Genomic DNA, 21,212 nt, shown 5'->3' on the forward strand with positions numbered 1-21,212 from the left:
CATGGACAGGGCGGAGGCGCTTGCCTGATCAGGGGCGCTGTGCGACCTCCTCTTGGGGCGGCGTCCAGCGCCCCTGGCTGTCGAACGGCCAGGAGTGGGTGTAGAGATCGCCCTGAAGGAGTTCGCGCAGAGCCTCACGGCTGGCTGGAGGATCCGGCGGAGTGGCCAGCGGCGCGGACAGTGGATCAATCCGGTCTGCGTATGCCGCAGCCCATTGCAACCACTCCAGTTCCTCCGCCGCAGCGGACGCGTCGTCGTCTCTCGTACGGGCTGCGCGGCAGAAGGCGCGGATCTCGTTGGCCTGATGCAGTGCCTTCACCTGCTCGACCAGGACGTTCGCTCGATGTCGCTCGACTTGCCGCTCCCGTGCCTGTGCAACTGCCGCGTACCAGCGGCGTCGCTGCTCGGCCTTGCGGAGTTCCTCTTCCCGCTGCTGGCGTTCGGCCGCCGCGGCGCGCTGTTCGAGATCGTGCAGAAGGTGCGCCAGGCGGGACTCCAGTGTCCACCGTGCGCTGTCCCTGTAGGTGTACGAATGCTGGTACCAGCTTCTGGCGGGCGCACCGAGGTCGAGGCGTCCGTTGAAATCGTGATCGTATTGGGGGATACGAGTCCAGGGATTGTGTTGCTGTTGACGGATCTCTTGAGCGGTCGGCTTGTGTGGCACCTTGGTCGTCTGCTCTGTGATCGCGAGCGGGAGAGCGCGTCCGCGGATGACGATGACCACCTTGTGCACGGCCTGGCCCCGATCGAGATCGGTCCGGGTCTCCACCTGGTAGCCGCGGCTTTCCGCCTCGGTCAGGAGCGCGTGCATGATCCGCAGGGCGCGGTCCAGGTGCTCCCGTGACAACTGCAGAGGGATGACCTCGGGTGCCTGGCGGGTGTCCACTACAGTCTTGGACCTGCCGAGGGCCTTGCGCGTCGCCCGGACAAGCTGATGAGGACGGTTCAGAACGTCGGGGACATCGATGGTCGGCACCGGCGGCGGTTGCGCAGCCTTCTCGGCTTCCTCGTCAACCAACGTGAAGACACAGTCACCGTGCTGCCGTCCGGTCCAGCGCAGCTTGAGCTCTCCCGGTACGTGACCGTGATGGAGCGCGTCATAGTAGGCCGCCCGCCACCGCCACCGCCACCGCCACCGCCACCGCCACCGCCACCGGGTCCGGATCAGGGACGGTGAGCTTGCCAGCAGTGGCGGACTGGAGTCGCGCGATCAGCTCGGCTCCGTCGGCAGGAGCGCGCTCGGCCTGTTCGGCATCACCGGCCAAGCGCTCCTTCTCGGCTTGGATCTCCTTGGGATGCTTGCCGTGCTTGATGAAGTAGCGACCGTCCGAAGTCACCACTGCGATGTGCCCGCTACCACGCCAGCTCCGCTTGATCAGCCCACGCTGCTCAAGGGCCCAAGTCGTGTTCGAACTCTTGGGAGCGATGGGCACGGCACTCGACGCTGCAGCGATCTGGCGGAGCATGTCAGCCTGCTGTTCAGTCAGCGTGTACTTCACGAACTTCGGCTCCACCTCGACGAGCTGCGGGCAGACCACCAAGGTAGGGCCGATGAGCAGCCTCGGAGCGCTTCCCGTCAGCCAATGGTGTATGTGGCTTACCGGGTCGAACCCGTCGAGCAGCTTGTCGGCGCTGCTCTTTGGGCTCGGATCCCACCGCGGTAGGTACGTGGGTTGACATGCGCAGATTGCGTTGGGCTCGTTACCTTGTGTCGCGGGGCAGTGCCGAGGTAGGCGGGGGTAGGGATGAGCACGGGGAATGCAGTGTGTCGAACGGCCGCGGTGAACGGGGCGATTGCGTCCGCCGATGCGCTCTTCTCTCTGGAGGGCATCCCAGAAGGAGCTGTCGTACCGGAGCCGGAGGGTGAGGCGGCGACTGAGGCGGCGGTCGAGCGACTCGGTAGCCGGTTTGCCCGACTGGACGGTCAAGTACGGCACGCGCTGAGACGTACCCGAGATCACGCAGGCAATCTGTCCAGCGACCGTCTACAGGGACTCTCGGAGATCGTGCAGAACGCCGAGGACCTCGACGCGACGGACGTACGTATTCTGACAAGGGAGCGGGAACTCCTCGTCGCCCACAACGGCAGTCCCGTACGGCTGCCGGACGTTCTGGCCCTGGCGATGCCCTGGCTGACAAGCAAGGCAGAACAGGCTGATTCAACCGGTAGGTTCGGGATCGGCTTGATGACCCTCCAGTCCCTCTCCCCGCATCTGGAGGTTCACTGCGGGCATTACCGGTTCCGTGTCGGGGATCCGGACATTTCCGTGGCCGAGCCGTTCCCGGTGCCCGACTGGTTGGCGGGCGACACCTGGACGGTTCTGCGCGTTCCTCTGGAGCCGGGTGTGCTCGGTGCGGACGAGGTGGACGCGTGGCTTGCCGAGTGGGGGGACAGCGCGCTGCTCTTTCTCGGTAATGTCGGCAGTGTCACGCACCTGGACGAACAAGGTGGGGTCCGGCACCGGCTGGCGCTCGTCCGAGAGGTCGGCGAGCTGTTCGAGGCCGTGGTGGGCGGGCGGAGCGTCGACGTGGAGACCGGCGAGGCGCGCGCCGGAGACGGGTCCCGGTGGCTGGTGTGCCGTACGACCGTTCCAAGCCCCTCCGGGATCACCCGGTCCCACAAGGCGGCGGGGCCCACCACCACAATCGCTGTGGCTCTTCCTCTCGGACCCGATGACACCGGGCGGATCTACGCCGGTCTTCCGGTCGCGGACACCACTCTGGCCCTCTGCGTCAGCGCCCAGTTCGACCCGATCGCCAGCCGTCAGGCGCTCGACGACACCCCCTGGAACCGCGCACTGAACGAACTGGTAGGCGACCTGTGGACAGCCGCCGTCCTGTGGCAGTTCCGGCGGGATCCAGCACGGGCCTGGCGCGCCATGCCGCTCCCCGACGACATGCGCGACTCCCGTGACCCGGTCGCCGGGCTGGAGCGACTGCTCCTCGACCGTGCCAGGGCGGGTGTGTCCCACGGTCTCGTGCTGGACGTCGCGGGGCAAGGGCCGCTCGGCCTGGATGATCTCGCGGTGGAAGACGAGACGCTGGTTGGTGTGGTCACCGAAGAGGAGGTCTCCCGCGTCGCGGAGCGGACCGCCGTACTGCCCGGGGTGGCGCGGGACGAGGACGGTCGATGGCGTGAGGTGCTGGCAGACTGGGAGAACCACGCCGGTGCGGTTCCCGTAACGGTTGACCTCTACGACGCGTTGCGCCTTCTCGACGACGAAATCCGGTCGCCGCGGGCGAACATCCGCCTCGCCGCGGCGGGACTTTCCGCAGACATGTACTCCTCCTTGCTGTCGAGCCGCTGGCTCGTGGACAGCTCAGGGGGCCGCCACAGTGTGCCCCGGCCTGCGGAAGCTGCGGTGTTCACCGACGCTCTGCGGGGCCTCGGTGCCAGTCTCGGCTTCTCCCGGGAGATCCATCCCGCATTTCTCGCAGGCACCGACGAGGCGCGCTCGGTGAGGGCGTGGCTCCGTAAGCGGGGGGCGCTGCTGACCGACGCGGACGCGGTGGCCGTGATCCGGCGCCTCGCGGCCATCGGCGCGGCCGGGAGCGGCGGCCTGAATGTACTGCAACTGACGGATGACCAGCTCATCGAACTTCGCGACGGGTTCGCAAGCGTGCCGGACTCCGAACGTGAGACCTTGGGGCGCGATGTGGGTCACGCAATCCGGTTGCAGGGGCATCGCTACGACCGGGCCGGAAAACGTGAAGACATCGACGTCGCTCCCGCCAAAGCGCACCTGCCCGCCCGACTGGACAGCTCGGAACGCGAGGAGAGCTTCGCCTTTGCTGCCGGTCGCACGGCCGGGCTAGTGTGGCTGCGGCCCCGGTACGCAGAGGTTCTGCAGCGAGGCGGCGCCGGGATGGGCGCCCGCAAGTTTCTGAGGCTCCTGGGAGCGGAGACCGCGCCCAGGTTGCGCAGGCACCCGGGAGCGCGGGAACGCTTCACGCAGAGCCCGAAGGGGCTGCCGGCGGACGTCATCTCGGGACCTCGGGCACGCACAGATGCCCTGCGAGCTCTGGAAGCGACTTTCACGCTTGACGACTACGAAAGCCCGGACCTACGTGCCGTCGCCTCTGGCATAGCCGCGGAGCAGAACCCGCAGATCCGCAGGCGCAGGGCGGCAGCGCTGTTTCACGTCCTCGGGCGGGCATGGAGCCGCTTTTCCGACCACGATGAGGTGGACGCCGTCTACGACTACTACGCTTGGCAGAACCGGGGCAGGACTGCAGCCTTCTGGCTCTGGCAGTTGCGCGACACACCATGGCTCGACGACAGTAACGGCGCACCGTCTGCCCCGGCCCGACTCTGCATGCGGACCACTGGCACGGTCGCGGTGTACGGGGCGGACGACGAGCGATTCCTCCATCCCGAGATCCAGCAACTGGTCGGCAGACGCAGTGATGTGCTGCGCGCCCTGGGAATCTCTGCGGAGGCCCGCACCGAGGATCTCGTGGAATGTCTGCAGCGCCTGCGCCGACGGGAGGAAGCGGGAGGCGACAGGGATGTGCCCGCAGCGCTGATCCTCTACCAAGCCCTGGCCGAGCGCGCCTTCGGCCGTGGTACAGGCGCCTCGGGGGAGATGTCCCTGGGCTCGGTCCTCCGGGCGTTCGGCGAGGGGAGCGGCCTGGTCCTCACGGATGCCGGCTGGCGCCGACCGAGCCAGTGCCTGCGGGGGGCGCCGCTCTTCGGTCCACTCCGTGTGTTCGCTCCCACGTTTCCGGGCAGCGAGGAGTTCTGGCAACGGCTCGGAGTGCGTGTGCCGAATGTGGACGACGCCACGGCCGTGATCAAGGAGCTGGCACAGCGGGACCGGAAGCAGGCTCGGGACCAGCCGGGCGGGACGACCCAGTCCATCGTCCTGGAGACCCTGAAGATGCTCGCCGCTCTGGGCCGTACCCATCCCGGCACGCTGACGGCCAAGCGCCTGGGACGCCTCCCTCTCTGGACGAGTCAGGGCTGGCGAAGCAAGCGGCCCGTGTACGCCGTCGAAGACCCGGTGGTAGCCGAGGCACTGGGCCGGGAACGCGCAGTGTGGTGCCCGGGAGCCGAACTGGAGCAGTTCCGGCCGTTGGTCGGACCCCTGCGCGTGAGCGAGCTCGCCGCAGAACACGTCACCGTGTACAGCCCTGGCCCGGCCCCGGCGGACCCGGACGCCACAGCGCTGGTCCGGTCAGCCGTCACCCACCTCCGTGAGGACCTGCAGCGCAACGCCGCGAGCGTTGCCCAGTCCCTGGACTGCTCGTGGGACCAGCTGGCTGACCTGACTGTATGCATCGCCCCTCACCTGGCCTGCTGCTTCGATCTTCCGGACACGGGCGAGACGGTGCACGTGCCCGTGGACGCCGGGATCGACTGGTCCTCGGGCACGTTGTACGTCCGTGACACCGCCGCTCTGACACGCACATCCGGAGTGGGCAGGTCGATCGCCGCCCGGTTTCCGGGCAGCCGCCGCGACGTGGCCCTCGCCTGGGGAGCAGCCTGTGACCAGGCCGAGAAGGGCCGTACGGCGGTACAACTGAGCCTTGCCGACGACCAGGTGCGGCGCGACCGGGAAGCGGCGGAGGCCGAACGCGAACGACGGCTCCGGGAACTCGGAAACGAGGTGGACCAACGCCGTACCGCGACCAAAGCGCAGGCCGGCACAGTGGCCGGTACCCCACGGACGGCAGTGATCCTGCCGCCTGCCCTCAGCACGCCACCGCCCGCGGGGCCGTCAGCCCCGCCTGTGCCCCCCGCTGCTCCACCGCGGAGGCTCGTCGACCCCGGCAGGCTCCGGCTCGTCGATCCGAGCGGCATCATCACGCCGCTGAAGCCCTCAGCTGCGGGCGCGCCCAGCGCACGGCCGAGCGGGTACACCTCGGGTACGTCCGCCCTGCCGCAGCCCCGCGCCGGATCGGCGATCCCCCTACAGCACACGCCGCCGCGCCCCTACACGGGTATGGAGCAGGAAAAGGTGGCTCTGGACGTGGTGCGCAAGGCACTCGCCATCGACGACGACTGGCTGCGTGACCTACGGGCCCAGCGTGGCCTCGGTGCCGACGCGGTGGACGCACTGTCGCGGTTCTACGAACTCAAGGCATATAAGGACGCCGAGCCGGACACGGTGCTGCTGACGCCCGCGGAGTTCCAGCGAGCAGCGGAGAGCGACGACTTCTTCCTCGTTATCGTCTCAGGGCTGGAGGCCGGAACCGGTCCCGTCTCCGTACGCATCATCCCGCAGCCGCTCCAGCAACTGACTTGCCGTCCCAGCAGCAGTGTGACGGTCACGGGCATCAGGGGCGCGCACAGCCGGGTGTACCAACTCGACGAGGAGAGATAGGCCAGCTGGCCGTGACGTCCTGGGAACCGGGGGACCACGGGGCGGGCAGGGGCGCAGCGCCTGCAGCATGGCGCGCACGGCACGCTGATCTGTTCACGCCGACTTCCAGGCCGAGACCATGGAGGCCGAGCGCGTGGGGACGCATGAGGGTCGGCTCCAGTTGATCAGCCACGCCAATGGGGGCAGCCTGGCCTCCGACTGATCTCCCCAGGGTCTGCCCGGCGTGCTTGGCGTGGGACGCACGTAACCTACTGCTGTCCCACCTACTCACTTCTCGGCTCTTGCTCTGATCGCTTGCAGATGCGATCTCATCCGGACGTGATCAGTCGATGTCCGGATCGTCGGCCTCTTCGAGGAGACGGGCCGCGAGGTCGTCGGCCCACTCCACGGCCCAAGCGCGGAGAGCAGTGATCGTGGCGTCATCGATCCGATAGGCGGCAAAGGCTTCATCGTCGGTCCACTCGGCGCCCGTGAGGTTCGCCTGCAGATCCTCGCGCTCGAAGCGGCCGCGGGCGTGGCGGCGGCCGAACTCTTCGAGCTCGGCATTGGTCCAGCGGCGGGAGGCTGCGAACACGTCGATCAGGTCGCGGGGCGCTCCGCGGTCGGCGAGGGCGCGGACCTTGGTCCCGATCACGTCCTCCTCCGCGAGGACGGGCCCGTACGGGCTCTGGGCGACCGGCCGCCAGAAGATCTCCTTGAGGATGTCGACTTCACATTCCTGCCCGGTGGCCGGGTCGGTCACGGTGAAGCGGGCGGACAGTGGGGCGGTCTCCAGCGCGTGCACCTTCCAGCCGCGGGCTTCCAGGCCGACGCGGAGCGTGGCGGCGATGTCGGCCATGGGTGCCGGGTTCTCGGTGGCGACATCAAGGTCCTGGCTGGGGCGGTTCACGAGGCGGTGCGCGCGCACAGCGTATCCACCTGTGAGCACCAGTGGATACGGGGAACCGAGCGCGATCACATCCGCCAGGAGCCGCGTGTGCAGCTCCGGCATGTCCGTCACGCGGCTGCCCGGGTGCGGGAGGCGAGCTGAGGGAAGGCGTCCTCCCATACGGCGCGCACGGTGCGACCGACGAGGGTGCGCAGCACTGGCCACAGCTGGAGGAGCAGGTCCCGGTTGAGGTAGCGGGGCAGATCGTCGTGCAGGCCCTCGTGTAGGACGGTGCGGTACAAGCCCATACGCTGGCGCGGCTTGCCCAGGTCGTACGAGGTCATCCCGGACCAGGCCATGTGCAGCGGCAGATCCACGACGCCGTGGGTCGGCCCGTGCAACTCGTCCAGCGACATCGGTAGACGACGGCGGAACTTTTCCCGGTACAGCGCGAGATCCTCGGCGTCCGCGCCCGAAACGTCCCTCGAGGTGGGTGCGGGGTGCTGTGGGCTGGAGGGCATGACTCCATTATGGCGGCCGGAGACGTTGCGAGGGTCATGATGTGCGAGCTGGCGTCCGGCGCGAGCGCGGGCGGATCCCCCCGGTGAGCTGGTTGCCGCCTCGGGGGTCGTCCGTTCAGCCGGTTGATGCGTATGGCGGCAAGCATCTGTAGGACTTTCGAGAGGCGGGGCAGAGGGTCCGCTCGCCTTCGGTGGTTCGCACACCGTGAATCGCTGCGGTGACGGAGTGAAGGAAGGAGTCCAGCACCTCCGTAGTAGATCGGGAATGGCGTCCCGAGAGCGCCTTCCCGCCTGAGGCGGCGGTCAAGGGGGCTCTGGCGGTCTCTTCCCGACCAACATCCGCCCCTCTTTTCCCAGCGGTCACGGAACGCGCCGTCCGTGCCCCTCGCGCGCCCCCCGTGCCCACTGAGCCGGTCGTTTCGCCTCCAAGAAGCTGTGTCTGCGGTGATCCACCGTCCGCGTCCACAGCTTGGAGGGGGGCACGATGCCGGAGGAGTGGATACAGGCTCTCGTGGCGGACTTTGGATCCGAGTGCAGGGAGCGTCTGCGGGTCAGCGACACGGAGGCGTCCATCAGCCTGCCGGTGGCGAAGCTGGTGGAGACATTCGGGGTGCGTTGGAAGCTGAGTCCTCGCCTTCATCCTGAGTACTCCTTGCCCGAGGCCCGGGTGCGTCCGGATTACGCGGTGGAGACATCGGGGCGCATTACCGGCTTCCTCGAGCTGAAGGCCCCGGGGCACGACGTCACGCCCGACGGCTTCACGAAGCGGGACCGGGAGCAGTGGGAGCTGATGCGCCGGCTGCCGAACGTGCTGTACAGCAACGGTCACACCTGGTGCCTGTACCGAGGTGGTTCGCGGCCTCTGCGCACAGTTCGGCTCGAAGGTGATCTGTACCGGTCCGGCAACCGGTTGCATACCGGCGATGCCGACGGAACGGCGTTTCGGGATCTGCTGCGGGAATTTCTCGGATGGCAGCCCCAACGCATCACCACTGTTGGTCAGTTGGTGTCATCTATCGCTCCGCTGTGCCAGTACCTGCGCGAGGAGGTGCTGGAGCAGCTCGCCCTGGAACGCAGAACACCGGACGGTCCTCGCGGCCGGCTGCGTGCCCCCAAGCCGTTCACCGCGCTGGCGCACCACTGGAGCAAGGTGCTCTTCCCCTCCACGGACGGACAAGACCCCGATCATCTCTTCGCCGACCGTTACACCCAGACGATCGCCTTTGCCATGTTGCTGGCCCGGATCGAGGACGTACCGCTCACCGGCCGTAACTTCGCTGACGTCGCACGGGAGTTGAAGGCTGAGAACACGGTCATGGGCCGAGCCCTGCAGCTGCTGACGGAAACGGTGGACGCCGAGTTCGCCCGCCGCATCGACACGCTCGTGCAGGTCATCGACGCTGTCGACTGGGAGGTGATCCGAGCCCGCACGCCCGACGCCCATGTTCATCTCTACGAGGATTTCCTCCAGGAGTACGACCGCGAGCTGCGTAGACGTTCCGGCACGTACTACACCCCGCCTCGTCTCGTGAAGGAGATGGTCCGCTTCACCGACGCCGTCCTGCGCACCCGCCTCGGCTGCGTGGAGGGCTTCGCGGACGGGCAGGTAACGATCGTCGACCCCGCCATGGGCACGGGCACATTCCTCAGCGAGATCATCGACAGGGTCGCCGAAGAACGCTCCCGCCGCGGGGAAGGCTTCCGCGGCGAAGCGGTGGAACAGCTGGCGGGTCGGCTGATCGGCTTCGAGCGTCAGATGGCCGCCTACGCCGTCGCCCAGATGAGGATCACCCAGACCCTCCGCAGGCAGGACACGGACACCCAACTCGGCGATCTGCGACTCCATCTCGCCGACACCCTCGCGGACCCCTACGAGAGGGCCAGCCTCTTCACATTCCTGCCCGATGGCGATCCTCTGGTCGAGAACACCCGCAAGGCGGACTGGATCAAGCGCGAGCAGAAGGTCACCGTCATGATCAGCAACCCGCCGGACCGGGAGAGAGCCGAGGGGGAGGGCGGCTGGGTGGAGAAAGGCCGCGAGGGGGATGACAAAGCACCTCTGCTCGACGCCTTCCGCCTCGGCGGCAGGAACGGAGTGCACGAGAACAAGCTCAAGAACCTATACGTCTACTTCTGGCGCTGGGCCACCTTCAAGGTCTTCGAACAGCACCGTGCCGAGTCGGATCGCGGAATCGTCGCCTTCATCAGTACCGCGGGCTTCCTCAGCGGGCCCGGTTTCCGAGGGATGAGGAAGTACCTGCGGGAGACCTGTTCCGAGGGCTGGATCATCGACCTCAGCCCGGAGGGTATCCAGCCACCGCTGCGGACACGCCTCTTCGAGGGCGTCCAGCAGCAGCTGACGATCGCCGTGTTCGTCCGCAGCAGGGCCGACGCCGAACCTGCCCACATCAGGTACCTCGCCCTGGACGGCAGCACTCGTGAGGAGAAGTACGCGCAGCTCGAGGCTCTCGGGCCGGACAGTGACCAGTGGCGCCCGGTGCGTCAGGACGCCCACGCCCCGTTCACGCCCGCGGCACTCGGAGCATGGGACGCGTATCCCGCATTGAATGATCTGCTGCCATGGACGGTGCCCGGCATCCTGCCCAAGCGTACGTGGGTCTACTCCCCGGACCCCGACACGCTGCGCTCCCGGTGGCGGAGGTTGACTGCCGAGACGGACCTGGCCGAGAAGCGTGCCTTGTTCAGGGAGACCAAGGGCGGCCGTACCGTGGACCGGCCGGTCAAGCCGCTCCCGGGCTCGGTACAGCGAAGGCGGTCGATGCTGGAGGCAGGTCCCGAGTGTCCGGAACCGGTGCCGGTGGCCTTTCGCCCTTTCGATCGGCAGTGGATCATCCCGGACAACAGGGTCCTCGACAGATGCTCGCCGGAGCTGTGGGAGAACCGGGCCGAGGGCCAGATACACATTGTGGAGCTGCACTCCGAACGGTTCGGTGACGGCCCCGCCACTCTGTTCACCGCGCTGATGCCGGACATGCACCACTTCGCCGGCTGGGGTGGTGGCAGGGTGATCCCCTTCCTGCAGAAGGACGGTACCCCCAATGTGACCCCTGGCCTTCTCCAGCACCTTCGTAACTCCTTCGGTGGTCTGCCTGTCTCCGCCGAGGACTTGCTCGCGTACATCGCCGCGATCACGGCGCACCCCGGTTTCCGGTCCCGCTTCGACGACGAACTCACCACCAACGGCGTCCGCGTACCCCTCACCGGTGACGCCACCCTGTGGTCGGAGGCGCTGCACATCGGGCGGAAGGTGATCTGGGCGTCGACCTTCGGAGAGAGGCTCGTGGACCCGATGGCGGGGAGGCCCGGTACTCCGCGAGAGGTCTGGACGACCGCACAGCCGGCGATCACGTATCGGAGACAGGTCGGCAAGTACGAATTACCCGAGAGCTTCGTCCACGATCCCGACCGTCTCGAACTCCACTTCGGCCAAGGCGTTTTCGGTCCGGTGACTCAAGAGATGCGGGACTACCAGGTTAGTGGACAGAACGTTCTCGACGGCTGGTTGAAACGCAGGACGGGACCGCGGTCCCGCAGGGCCGTCAGCGAGCTGGACAACATCCGGCCCGAGCAGTGGCTACCTGCGTGGAGTGAGGAACTCCAGTACGTGCTGGCCGTCCTTTGGCATCTGGTCGAGCTGCAGTCGGCTCAGAACGAGCTGCTCGACCGTGTTCTCATGGCACCGCTGGCCAGTGTCGCCGAGCTGCAGCGTCGGAACGTCTTGCCTGTCCCGGACACCGCCCGTCGTTCCGCTCCCGCACCGCTACAGACCGACCCCATCCCCGGCACGGAGGGAATCGAGGCGCGCGAGCCGCACGCCGTAAGGCCACTCACCGCAGAGAGGAGCTCTGCGGCCGGCGCTCCCACGCGGCCACGGAGGAGCAGGAATTCCGGCGCCACACAGTCGTCCCGCAGAAAACGACAAGATCCGTAGAGCTCTTGATGACGGTGACGCGTCTGCCGCACCGAGGGCGGGTGCCCAGCGGTTGTCCGCCCAGTCGTGACGCTCATTTGACGCTCTGGGCGCCCTCACACTGCTCGGCGAGCCGAGAAAGCTGCTCTGACCTGGGCTTTTCTGTGACTCGCCCAGGCTGACATCTTTTCGATGGCGCATCACGTGGAGTGCGTGGCGGTGCTGGAGCTGGCGGCCAAGGGTCTCTGAACCGGCGAGGGGCCGACACCCCACTGGGGTGTCGGCCCCTCGCCGGTGGGCGTGGGCTTGTGTTGTCGTCCCGTGTCAGCAGTAGAGGTTGCTGCCCGGTGTGGTCCCGAGGATCTGGGTGAACCGCTGGTAGGCGGTCACGCGGCTCTGGACCTGGGCGGGGTTCTTGCCGTCGCACTCCAGCGAGCCGTTGATGCTGCGGATGGTCTGGCCGAAGCCCGCGCCGTTGACCATCGCGTTGTGCGGGGTCATCGTGCCGGGGCCGTTCTGGGTGTTCCAGTACCAGAGCGCGGTCTTCCAGGCCACGGCGGCGTCGTTCTGCACCAGCCAGGGGTTGTTGAGCAGATCGATGCCGAGTGCGTCGCCTGCGGCCTTGTAGTTGAAGTTCCACGACAGCTGGATGGGGCCGCGCCCGTAGTAGGCGGCCTGGCCGGCCGGGCAGCCGTACCACTGGCTCCAGTCGCAGTACGTCGGGTAGTTGGCGGTGTTCTGCTCGACCACGTACACCAGCCCGCCGGTCTCGTGGTTCACGTTGGCGAGGAAGGCGGCGGCCTCCTGCTTCCGCACCGTGTCGCTGCCGGTGTTCGCGAAGCCCGGGTAGGCGCTGAGGGCGGCGGTGAGACCGCTGTACGTGTAGAAGGAGTTCCGGCTCGGGAACATCTGGTTGAACTGCGCCTCGCTCACCACGAAGTTGCCGACGGGCGTGCCGGAGCCGTCGCAGGCGTACGGCTCCCAGAACCAGGTGCTGATGACGGGGTCGTAGCCCGGGTTGTCGTGCTCGGCGATGTACGCCTTGCCGTCGGTGTAGCGGACGATGTTGCCGGTGAAGTACGACTTGCCCGCCACCCAGCTGGGATAGCTGGAACACGCGGCTGCGGACGCGCCTGCGGCCGGAAGGACCACGGGGGTCATGCCTCCGAGGACGATTGCGGTCAGGACTGCGGAGATGCGACGCCTCGACACAGGGTCAACTCCTGGTCATTTGTGGGGGGATGTGCTTCCCACTGAACCGCATTGGTATGTACCAGTCAAGGGTATAGACCAGTCCTTCGTCAGGCCCGGGCCAGGTCCAGGAGGACCTTGGAGGCGACGGTCCGGTCGTGGGCGACGTCGAAGGCGGCGCGGGCCTCGGCGAGCGGGAAGGTGTGCGTCACGATCGCGTCGACGGGCAGGCCCCGGGCCAGCAGGGCGATCGCCTCGTCGAACTCGGCGTCGAAGCGGAACGCGCCCCGCAGCTCCAGCTCGCGGGTGACGGCGAGGTTGCCCAGCAGGGGCACCTCGCCGGGCGGCAGCAGCCCGAGGAGCACCACGGCGCCCCCGCGGCGCACCCGCTCGACGCAGCTTCGCAGTCCCGCGGGCGCTCCGGACGCCTCGATGGCGAGGTCGAACGGGTCCGTCCACGCGCCGTCGCCGGGATCGTCCGCCCGTACCGTGGCGGTGGCTCCGGATGCGGCGGCGATGCCCAGGGGGGTGTCCAGGAGGTCGCTCACGACGATCTCGGCGGCGCCCTTGTGCCGCAGCACGGCGGTGACCAGGCAGCCGATCGGCCCCGCCCCGGTGACCAGGACCCGCTTGCCGGTCACGTCGCCGGCCCGGTGCACGGCGTGCAGGGCCACCGACAGGGGCTCGGCCAGGACGGCGCGGCGCAGGCCGAGTTCCGGCGGCAGCGGGCGGATCTGTGCCGCGGGCACCGTGACGAGCTGGGCGAAGCCGCCCTGGACGTGGGGCGTGCGGGCGGCGCTGCCGAGGTAGCGGGTGTCGGCGCAGATGTTGCGGCGGCCGGCCGTGCAATGGGGGCAGCGGTCGCAGGGTGTGGCGGGGTGGACGGCCACCGGCGAGCCGACGGCGGGTCCTGCGGCCGGTCCTGCGGCGGGTCCCGCGCTCCGTCCCGCGCTCCGTCCCGTGGTTTGTCCGTCTGTCGGTTCCTCGGCCGGTTCCTCGGCCCGTTCCTCGGTCGGTTCCCCGGCCGGTCCCTCGGCGTCGGCGCCCATGGCGGCGATGTGGCCGACGATCTCGTGGCCGAGCACCATCGGCTCCCGCACGGTGAAGTCGCCGACCCGGCCGTGGCGGTAGTAGTGCAGGTCGGATCCGCAGATGCCGCCGTAGGCGACGGCGACCGTCACCTGACCGGGCCCGGGCCGGGCGGGGGAGCGCTGCTCGACCCGGAGGTCCCCTGCTGCATGGACGACGCAGGCTTGCATGGTGGGTCCTTTCGTTACGGCGTTCCGGTACGGCGTTCCCGTCGCGGCGGCCGTCACAGGACGGAGAGCATGCCGCCGTCGACGTAGAGCAGCTGGCCGTTGACGAAGTCGGAGGCGGGGGAGGCCAGGAAGATCAGCGCGCCCACGAGGTCCTCGACGGCGCCCCAGCGGCCGGCCGGGGTGCGCTTGCGGACCCAGGCGCTGAACTCCTCGTCGGCCACCAGGGCGGAGGTGAGCTCGGTGGCGAAGTAGCCGGGGCCGATGCCGTTGACCTGGATGCCCAGCGGGCCGAGGTCGGCGCACATGCCCTTGGTGAGCATCTTCAGGCCGCCCTTGGTGGCGGAGTACGCGGCGATGCCGGGCCGGACCGCCTCGCTCTGCAGCGAGCAGATGTTGACGATCTTGCCGTGGCCGCGGGGGGCCATACGGCGTGCGACCTCGCGTCCCACGAGGAAGGCGCCGGTGAGGTTGGCGTCGACGAGGCGGTGCCAGTCGTCGTCGGTGAACTCCAGGAAGGGGCTGCGGTGTTGGACGCCCGTGTTGTTCACCAGGATGTCGATCGGTCCGATCTCGTCCTCGATGCGGGCGACGCCCGCGGTGACGGCCGCCGAGTCCGTCACGTCGAAGGCGACCGTCCGTACCCGGTCCCCGAAGGCGGCCGTGAGTTCCTCGCCGCCCGCCCGCAGGGCCTCGACGTCTCGTCCGTTGAGGACGACCGTGCAGCCGGCCTCCAGCAGGCCCTCGGCCAGGGCACGGCCGATGCCCCGGCTGGAGCCGGTGACCAGGGCCGTCCGGCCGGTGATGTCGAACAGGGGGTGGCTCATGCCCGGGCCCCCGCCCCCGTGGCGGCGGTCGCGACGCCCGGGGTCGCCGGACTGCCGGGGAGGGGGGTTCGGGCGGGGCGTCCGGCGAGGACGTCGAGGATGTTGTCCACCGCCAGGTCGACCATCGCGGCCCGGGTGGCCTCGGTGGCCGACCCGATGTGCGGCAGCGTGACCACGTGCTCCTCCGTCACCAGCGGCGACAACTCCGCGCCCATCGGCTCCCGTTCGTAGACGTCGAGCCCGGCGGAGTGCAGCCGTCCCTCCCGTACGGCGTGCAGCAGGGCCTCCTCGTCGACGACGCCGCCGCGGGAGGTGCTGACGAGCGTGGCCGTGGGCTTCATCACGGCCAGTTCGCGGGCCGAGATCAGATGCCGGGTCTCCGCGGTGAGCGGCACATGCAGGGACACGACGTCGGACTCGGCCAGCAGCACGGCCAGCCCCACCGAGGTCGACAGGTCGTCGTCGGGGGCGTACGGGTCGTGGTGGAGCACGCGCATGCCGAATCCATGGGCCCGGCGGGCCACCGCGCGGCCGATCTGGCCGTAGCCGATCAGGCCGAGGGTGGCGCCGTGGACGTCCAGGCCCAGGTAGTCGTGCATCCGGAACAGGTCCCAAGAGCCGCCCGCGAGGCTCGCCGTGGCCGCGCCGAGCCGACGGCGGGCGGCGAGGATCAGCGCGAAGGTGAGATCGGCGGTGGTCTCGGCGAGCACGGCGGGGGTGTGGGTGACGACGATGCCGCGTTCCGCGGCGGCGGCCCGGTCGACGTTGTCGAATCCCATGCTCGCCAGCGCGATCACGCGCAGACCGGGGCCCGCCGCGTCCATCAGCGCGCCGTCCACCGGGTCGTTGCCCAGCGCCAGCACACCGCTCACTCCGGGGGCGAGCGCGGCGAGGTCGGCGGGCCCGGGCTTCCCGGTCCCCGGCCGGGCCACCACGTCCGCCGCCTCGGACAGGCGGTGCAGGCCGCGACCGGGCAGGCTTTCACGGGTGGTGAGGACACGCTTTTTCATCATTGTCTCCAGTGACGAGCGATGAATGATCGACCGGGCGGCTGGCTCTGGAAAAGCTAGCCGGGGTCGTCACCGGAAACAAATAGCGGATTTATGTGACGCTATTGGCGATCCTTATCGATCCTTATCGATCCTTATCGATCCTTATCCTCGATCAGTTCCAGGAACAGATCGTGCACCGCCAATGCCGGCTCCGAGAGCGGCTGATTGTCCGACGTCACCAGTGACAGCTTGACCTGGATCACCGGCTCCACGATGCGGCGCACGGACAGGGCGCGGACGTCGAGGATGGCGCGCGCCGCCGACCAGGGCAGGACCGTGGCCCCCAGACCCGCGTCCACGGCGTTGACGAGCGTCAGCGCGGACTCGACCTCGCCCACCACGTTCAGCTGGAGCGACGCCTGCTGGAAGGCGGCGTCCACGACCTGCCGGATGGTGTGGATGCGGCTGGGCAGCAGCAGGGGCACGCGGGTGAGCTCCGCCAGCTTCACCTCGCCCTGTCCCGGCGGTGCCGTCTCACCGGGCGCGCCGATCAGGAACAGGTCCTCCGTGCGCACGGGCTCGAACTGCACGCCCCGCAGCGGGCCGGCCCCGTAGATGAACGCCATGTCCATCCGGCCCGTCATGATCGCCTCGCTGATCACCCCGCCGAAGTTCTCGTTGATGTGCAGCAGTATGTCCGGGTAGCGTTCGCGCACGCTCTTGAGCAGCGGCAACGCCAGCGCCGCGCCCAGGCTGTACGGCGCGAGGCCCACCGACACGCTGCCCGCGGGCGCCCGGCCGGAGACCTCGACGGCGGCGTGCGCGAGGTCCACCTGCCGCAGGATCAGCTGAGCGTGCCGGTACAGCGCCCGGCCCGCCTCGGTCGGTGCGACCCCGCGTTTGCTGCGGATCAGCAGCTGCTGCCCGAACTGCGCCTCCAGCGCCGACAGCTGCTGGCTGAGCGCGGGCTGGGCGATGTGCAGGATGTCGGCCGCGCGCGTGATGCTCCCCGCGTCGATGATCTTGATGAAGGAGTAGAGGCGCTTGGTGTCCATGCGGGGCCTTCCGTGCCGAGCGGAGCCTCATCGTAGGGAGGGGCCCCTGCGAAGCACAGCCCCGCCGGGGCCCGGGTGTGAGCCGGGTCATAGCCGTTCGCGATAACGCCAGACCGAACGGATATTGGCGATCACGCGACGGGCACAATAAGTTGAGCGGAACATCCAGGGCATCCCCATCCCGGAATTACCCTCCCCGTGGAATTCCCTTTCCCGGAGTTCCGCATTCCCGCATTCTCTCCCGGAGGACGTCATGACCCCCATGGTTGATCTCGTCGCCGATCTCGGCGAGGGATTCGGCGCCTACACGATGGGCGACGACGCGGCCCTTCTGGAGATGCTCACCTCCGCCAATGTGGCCTGCGGATTCCATGCCGGCGATCCACGCATCATGGACGCCACCGTCCGGACATGCGTGGCGCAGCAGGTGGCCGTCGGCGCCCACCCGAGCTTTCCCGATCTGGCCGGCTTCGGCCGCCGCGCGATGGACCTCACGCCGGAGGAGGTCCGCACCGACACCCTGTACCAGATCGGCGCCCTCCAGGCGTTCGCCGTCGCGCACGGCACCCGGGTCCAGCACGTCGCCCCGCACGGACGCCTGGGCAACCTGGTCGCCGTGCGCCCCGACTACGCCCGTGCCGTCGTGGACGCCGTGGCCGCCCTGGACGAGTCGCTGATCGTCCTAGCCCAGGACGGCGAGCTCGCCGACGCCGCCCGGGCCCGCGGACTGCGGGTCGGCATCGTCGGCATCGCCGACCGCGCCTACCGCGCCGACGGGACGCTCGTCCCCCGCTCCGAGCCCGGAGCGGTGATCCACGACCCGGACGAGGTCGCCCGGCGGACGCTGCGGATGGTCGCTGAGGGCCTCATTCGCAGCGTCGACGGCACGGACGTCCCGGTGGCGTGCGACACCGTCCTGCTGCACGGGGACAGCCCCGGAGCGATCGCGCTGGCCGGCCGGATCCGCACCGAACTCCTCGCGTCCGGCGTCGAGATCACCTCCCTCGACAAGGTCCTGAGCGGCAAGGGCGCCTGACATGAACGACGCGTCCGACATGAACGGCAACGTCACGATCACGGACTGCGGCGACTCCGCACTGGTCGCCAAGGCCGAGGGCCTGGACGCCGAAGCCGCCTGGCGGCTCGTCCACTCCCTGGCCGACGCCCTGGACGCCGTACGCCTCAGCGGTGTCCACGACGTGGTGCCCACCTATGACGCCCTGCTCGTGGAGTTCGACTGCGCCGCCACCGACCACGAGACCGTCCGACGCGTCCTGGCCCACGAAGCCGCCCGCCTCGGACCGCACCCCGCGCCGCCGACCCCGCCCCGCCGGTTCGTCGTCCCTGTCGTCTACGGCGGCGCGTACGGACCCGATCTGCCGGAGGTCGCCGCGCAACTCGACCTCACCGAGAGCGAGGTCGTCGCCCTCCACTGCGGATCCGACCTCACCGTCCGCTGCCTCGGCGCGCCCGCCGGTGCGCCGATGACCGACGGACCGCCCTTCCCGAAGCCGGTGCCGCGGCTGGCCTCGCCCCGCACCCGCGTCGACCCCGGCTCGGTCGCCGTCGCCGGCCGGCAGGCGGTCATCTGCCCGATGCCCTCGCCCGGCGGCTGGCCGCTCCTCGGCCGCACCCCCGTCCGCATCCTCGACCTGCACCGCGACCCGATCACCGCGTACCGTCCCGGCGACACCTTCCGCTTCCGCCCCATCACGGCCGGGCAGTGGGACGAGTACGCCGGCCTGCCCCTGGCGGACTGCCATGGCTGACACCCTCACGATCCGCACCGCGGGCATCGTCACCGTGCAGGACCTCGGCCGGGTCGGCCGCTCCCGCTACGGGCTGCCCGCCAACGGGGCCGCCGACCAGCACTCGGCGCGCGTCGCCAACGTCCTGTGCGGCAACGACGACCGCGCCCCGCTGCTGGAGATCACGGCCCTCGACTTCGCCTGCACGACCTCCGCCGACATCCTCGTCGCCGTGACCGGCGCCCCCGCAGACGTCACCGTCGAAGGAGTGGCCCGCCCGCAGTGGGAACCGGTCCCCGTACGGGCCGGCGAGACCCTCCGGGTCAGCGGCATCCGGCGCGGACTGCGCGTCTACCTGGCCGTGCTCGGCTCCTTCGAGGCCGACCGCCTCCAGGGCAGCTGCGCCCCCGACACCGTCCTGGGCTTCGGCCCCGCCCTGCGCGCCGGCGACGAACTCGTCCTGCGCGCCACCTGCCCACCCTTGGACCACCCCTTCTCGCGGATCCCGCTGTTCCGCCTGCACGCCCCCGTCCCCGCGTTCCCCGCCGACCGGACCATCGACGTCACCGACGGCCCCGACCGGGCCGAGTTCGGAGACACCGGACACCGCTTGTTCGACGCGCCCTTCACCGTCAGCCCGCGCAGCAACCACATCGGCCTGCGGCTGCAGGGCGAGGTGCCCCGGCGGGTCGCCCAGGGGGAGGTCCTCTCCCGGGGCGTGCCCATCGGCGCCGTCGAAGTGCCGGCCGGGGACGAACTCCTCGTGCTGCACCGCGGCCGCGGCGTCACGGCCGGCTACCCCGTCCTCGCCGTCGTCACCGCCACCGGGCTGTCCGCCCTGGGGCAGGTGCGCCCCGGACAGACCCTCCGCTTCCGCCGTCGCACCCTCGACCAGGCGGTCACCGCCCACCGCTCGCAACGCAACGCCGTCGACGCCCTGCGCACCCGGGTCCGCACGGCTTTCGACACCCTGCGCATCCCTGACACCCCGCACCTCTTCAACACAGGCCCGCCCTAAAGGGGCGCGGGGAACTGCGCGCTCAGCCCCCACCGGCCCGCACAACATACGAAACCGCAACCAACGCCCAAAAAACCCCCGCACCCGCTCCCCGCCCACCCGCTGGAAGCACCCCGCACGGAGCCGAAACGTCCCTCTTCCCCCGTCTCCGCCAGACAGGAGAGCCATGAGCACCGTGGCCGCTCAGCCCGTCCCCAACACCGTCGACCCCAGAACAGCCCGCAAGGTCACCCTCGCGGGATGCGTCGGGATCTTCGCCGAGCTCTACGACAACGGCATCTTCGGCTTCATGGCCGGCACGCTCGCCGCCGTCTTCTTCCCCGGCTCCGACAACGCCATCCAGCTCGTCTTCCTCGGCTACGCCGTCTCCTTCTTCTTCCGCCCCCTCGGCGCGGTCATCTGCGGCCACCTCGGCGACCGCATCGGACGCCAGCGGATGCTGGTCTTCGTCATCCTGCTGATCAGCGCCGCCACCGCGGCCATCGGCGTGCTGCCCACCTACGCCAGCATCGGCATCGCCGCGCCCGCCCTGCTGATCCTGCTGCGCGTCGCGCAGGGCTTCTCCGTCGGCGGCGAGGCATCCGGCGCGATGAGCTTCCTCGCCGAGCACGCCCCGGAGGGCAAGCGCGGCCTCTACACCAGCTACGCGCAGATCGCCTCGTTCCTCTCCCTGCTCACCGGCACGCTGATCGCCGCCGCCATGACCAGCGGACTCGGCTCCGAGCGCATGGAGTCCTGGGGCTGGCGCATCCCGTTCCTGCTCGCCGTGCCGCTCGGCGTCGCCGGCATCTACATCCGCAAGCGCATCAGCGACACGCCCAACTTCACGCGCCTGAAGGAAGAAGACGGCCTGTCCAAGAACCCCCTCAAGGAGGCGTTCGCCTCCGCCGAGCACCGCCGGGCCATGCTGCTGGCCCTGTTCATCCCCCTGATGAACGGCTCCGGCTACTACGTCCTGTTCGGCTACATGCCCACCTTCATGAGCAGCGAGCTGGACTTCGGCAAGGTCCAGGGCCTTCTCGTCACCGCCTCCAGCCTGGTCGCGATCTGTATCGCCATCCCCTACATGGGCCGCCTCTCCGACCGGATCGGGCGCAAGAAGGTCATCGCCGGCGCCGCGATCGGCATGGCCGTCGTCGGCGTCCCCTGTTACCTCCTGATCGGCACCGGCAACGTCGCCCTCGCCGTCGTCGGCGCCTGTCTCATGGCCGTCGTGTTCGCCGGGCACACCGGCGTCATCCACATCCTGCTCGTCGAACTCTTCCCCACCCGGGTGCGCTACTCCGCCTACGGCCTCGGCTACAACGTCTCCTCCGCCCTCTTCGGCGGCACGGCCCCCCTGCTGATGACCTACCTCATCGACCGCACGGGCAACGTCAACATGCCGGCCTTCTACGCCGTCGTCACCGCCCTCGGCACGCTCATCGCCGTGTCCCAGGTCAAGGACCGGGCCCACCTGCCCCTGCGCGACGCCTGACG

At 69.3% G+C, this 21,212-nt stretch carries 15 protein-coding genes; 6 read left to right on the plus strand and 9 right to left on the minus strand.

Annotation, left to right across the window (positions count from 1 at the left end):
* Nucleotides 1-28 precede the first annotated feature (28 nt).
* Together ACWD4O_RS00665 and ACWD4O_RS00670 are read right to left on the minus strand one after the other, a co-directional pair.
* On the minus strand, nucleotides 29-1,018 hold the full coding sequence (locus ACWD4O_RS00665; protein ID WP_451276001.1) for a hypothetical protein: 990 nt from the start codon (nucleotides 1,016-1,018) through the stop codon (nucleotides 29-31).
* A 79-nt stretch (nucleotides 1,019-1,097) separates the two neighbouring features.
* Complete coding sequence (locus ACWD4O_RS00670) at nucleotides 1,098-1,499, minus strand: hypothetical protein (protein WP_451276003.1); 402 nt, start codon at nucleotides 1,497-1,499, stop codon at nucleotides 1,098-1,100.
* Nucleotides 1,500-1,745: 246 nt separating this feature from the next.
* On the opposite strand from ACWD4O_RS00670, the gene ACWD4O_RS00675 reads away from it, so the two are divergent.
* Nucleotides 1,746-6,326: a sacsin N-terminal ATP-binding-like domain-containing protein gene (locus ACWD4O_RS00675; protein ID WP_451276005.1), complete on the plus strand. Its 4,581-nt coding sequence runs from the start codon at nucleotides 1,746-1,748 to the stop codon at nucleotides 6,324-6,326.
* Between the two features lie 322 nt (nucleotides 6,327-6,648).
* Here ACWD4O_RS00675 and ACWD4O_RS00680 read toward each other — a convergent pair whose 3' ends face one another.
* Nucleotides 6,649-7,317, minus strand: coding sequence for a nucleotidyl transferase AbiEii/AbiGii toxin family protein (locus tag ACWD4O_RS00680; protein ID WP_451276007.1), 669 nt, complete (start codon nucleotides 7,315-7,317; stop codon nucleotides 6,649-6,651).
* A gap of 5 nt (nucleotides 7,318-7,322) precedes the next feature.
* The gene (locus tag ACWD4O_RS00685; protein WP_451276009.1) at nucleotides 7,323-7,715 is read right to left on the minus strand and encodes a hypothetical protein; all 393 of its coding nucleotides are present in this window, start codon (nucleotides 7,713-7,715) and stop codon (nucleotides 7,323-7,325) included.
* A gap of 685 nt (nucleotides 7,716-8,400) precedes the next feature.
* On the opposite strand from ACWD4O_RS00685, the gene ACWD4O_RS00690 reads away from it, so the two are divergent.
* Nucleotides 8,401-11,667, plus strand: coding sequence for a type ISP restriction/modification enzyme (locus tag ACWD4O_RS00690; RefSeq protein WP_451276011.1), 3,267 nt, complete (start codon nucleotides 8,401-8,403; stop codon nucleotides 11,665-11,667).
* A gap of 303 nt (nucleotides 11,668-11,970) precedes the next feature.
* Here ACWD4O_RS00690 and ACWD4O_RS00695 read toward each other — a convergent pair whose 3' ends face one another.
* The 5 genes from ACWD4O_RS00695 to nac form a co-directional block, all read right to left on the minus strand.
* On the minus strand, nucleotides 11,971-12,858 hold the full coding sequence (locus ACWD4O_RS00695; RefSeq protein ID WP_451276013.1) for a glycoside hydrolase family 19 protein: 888 nt from the start codon (nucleotides 12,856-12,858) through the stop codon (nucleotides 11,971-11,973).
* Nucleotides 12,859-12,947: 89 nt separating this feature from the next.
* The gene (locus ACWD4O_RS00700) at nucleotides 12,948-14,096 is read right to left on the minus strand and encodes an L-idonate 5-dehydrogenase (RefSeq protein ID WP_451276015.1); all 1,149 of its coding nucleotides are present in this window, start codon (nucleotides 14,094-14,096) and stop codon (nucleotides 12,948-12,950) included.
* Nucleotides 14,097-14,149: 53 nt separating this feature from the next.
* Nucleotides 14,150-14,920 carry an SDR family oxidoreductase gene (locus ACWD4O_RS00705; RefSeq protein ID WP_451276017.1) on the minus strand — a complete coding sequence of 257 codons (771 nt, stop codon included), beginning with the start codon at nucleotides 14,918-14,920 and terminating at the stop codon, nucleotides 14,150-14,152.
* The gene (locus ACWD4O_RS00710; protein WP_451276709.1) at nucleotides 14,917-15,930 is read right to left on the minus strand and encodes a 2-hydroxyacid dehydrogenase; all 1,014 of its coding nucleotides are present in this window, start codon (nucleotides 15,928-15,930) and stop codon (nucleotides 14,917-14,919) included. Before ACWD4O_RS00710 ends, ACWD4O_RS00705 begins: the two co-directional genes overlap by 4 nt.
* Nucleotides 15,931-16,064: 134 nt before the next feature.
* Entirely contained in the window at nucleotides 16,065-16,967 is a 903-nt protein-coding gene (gene nac, locus ACWD4O_RS00715) for a nitrogen assimilation transcriptional regulator NAC (RefSeq protein ID WP_451276019.1), read from the minus strand.
* Nucleotides 16,968-17,220: 253 nt separating this feature from the next.
* On the opposite strand from nac, the gene ACWD4O_RS00720 reads away from it, so the two are divergent.
* The 4 genes from ACWD4O_RS00720 to ACWD4O_RS00735 all read left to right on the plus strand — a co-directional run bounded on the left by ACWD4O_RS00720 (nucleotide 17,221) and on the right by ACWD4O_RS00735 (nucleotide 21,210).
* Nucleotides 17,221-18,003: a LamB/YcsF family protein gene (locus tag ACWD4O_RS00720; RefSeq protein WP_451276021.1), complete on the plus strand. Its 783-nt coding sequence runs from the start codon at nucleotides 17,221-17,223 to the stop codon at nucleotides 18,001-18,003.
* 1 nt (nucleotide 18,004) lies between these two features.
* Nucleotides 18,005-18,736, plus strand: a complete 732-nt coding sequence (locus ACWD4O_RS00725) for a 5-oxoprolinase subunit B family protein (protein WP_451276023.1) — start codon at nucleotides 18,005-18,007, stop codon at nucleotides 18,734-18,736.
* On the plus strand, nucleotides 18,729-19,733 hold the full coding sequence (locus ACWD4O_RS00730) for a 5-oxoprolinase subunit C family protein (protein WP_451276025.1): 1,005 nt from the start codon (nucleotides 18,729-18,731) through the stop codon (nucleotides 19,731-19,733). The genes ACWD4O_RS00725 and ACWD4O_RS00730 overlap by 8 nt, the downstream gene beginning before the upstream one ends.
* Nucleotides 19,734-19,899: 166 nt before the next feature.
* Nucleotides 19,900-21,210: an MFS transporter gene (locus tag ACWD4O_RS00735; RefSeq protein WP_451276027.1), complete on the plus strand. Its 1,311-nt coding sequence runs from the start codon at nucleotides 19,900-19,902 to the stop codon at nucleotides 21,208-21,210.
* Nucleotides 21,211-21,212: the final 2 nt, after the last annotated feature.

The sequence above is a fragment of the Streptomyces sp. NPDC002623 genome, from assembly GCF_053592635.1.

Excerpts from the sequence above, each read along its gene's own strand:
- ACWD4O_RS00675 (WP_451276005.1), top strand. The coding sequence starts at position 1,746 with ATGAGCACGGGGAATGCAGTGTGTCGAACGGCCGCGGTGAACGGGGCG.
- ACWD4O_RS00735 (WP_451276027.1), top strand. The coding sequence starts at position 19,900 with ATGAGCACCGTGGCCGCTCAGCCCGTCCCCAACACCGTCGACCCCAGA.
- ACWD4O_RS00680 (WP_451276007.1), bottom strand. The coding sequence starts at position 7,317 with ATGCCGGAGCTGCACACGCGGCTCCTGGCGGATGTGATCGCGCTCGGT.
- nac (WP_451276019.1), bottom strand. The coding sequence starts at position 16,967 with ATGGACACCAAGCGCCTCTACTCCTTCATCAAGATCATCGACGCGGGG.
- ACWD4O_RS00730 (WP_451276025.1), top strand. The coding sequence starts at position 18,729 with ATGGCTGACACCCTCACGATCCGCACCGCGGGCATCGTCACCGTGCAG.
- ACWD4O_RS00725 (WP_451276023.1), top strand. The coding sequence starts at position 18,005 with ATGAACGACGCGTCCGACATGAACGGCAACGTCACGATCACGGACTGC.
- ACWD4O_RS00700 (WP_451276015.1), bottom strand. The coding sequence starts at position 14,096 with ATGCAAGCCTGCGTCGTCCATGCAGCAGGGGACCTCCGGGTCGAGCAG.
- ACWD4O_RS00685 (WP_451276009.1), bottom strand. The coding sequence starts at position 7,715 with ATGCCCTCCAGCCCACAGCACCCCGCACCCACCTCGAGGGACGTTTCG.
- ACWD4O_RS00705 (WP_451276017.1), bottom strand. The coding sequence starts at position 14,920 with ATGAGCCACCCCCTGTTCGACATCACCGGCCGGACGGCCCTGGTCACC.
- ACWD4O_RS00720 (WP_451276021.1), top strand. The coding sequence starts at position 17,221 with ATGACCCCCATGGTTGATCTCGTCGCCGATCTCGGCGAGGGATTCGGC.
- ACWD4O_RS00710 (WP_451276709.1), bottom strand. The coding sequence starts at position 15,930 with ATGAAAAAGCGTGTCCTCACCACCCGTGAAAGCCTGCCCGGTCGCGGC.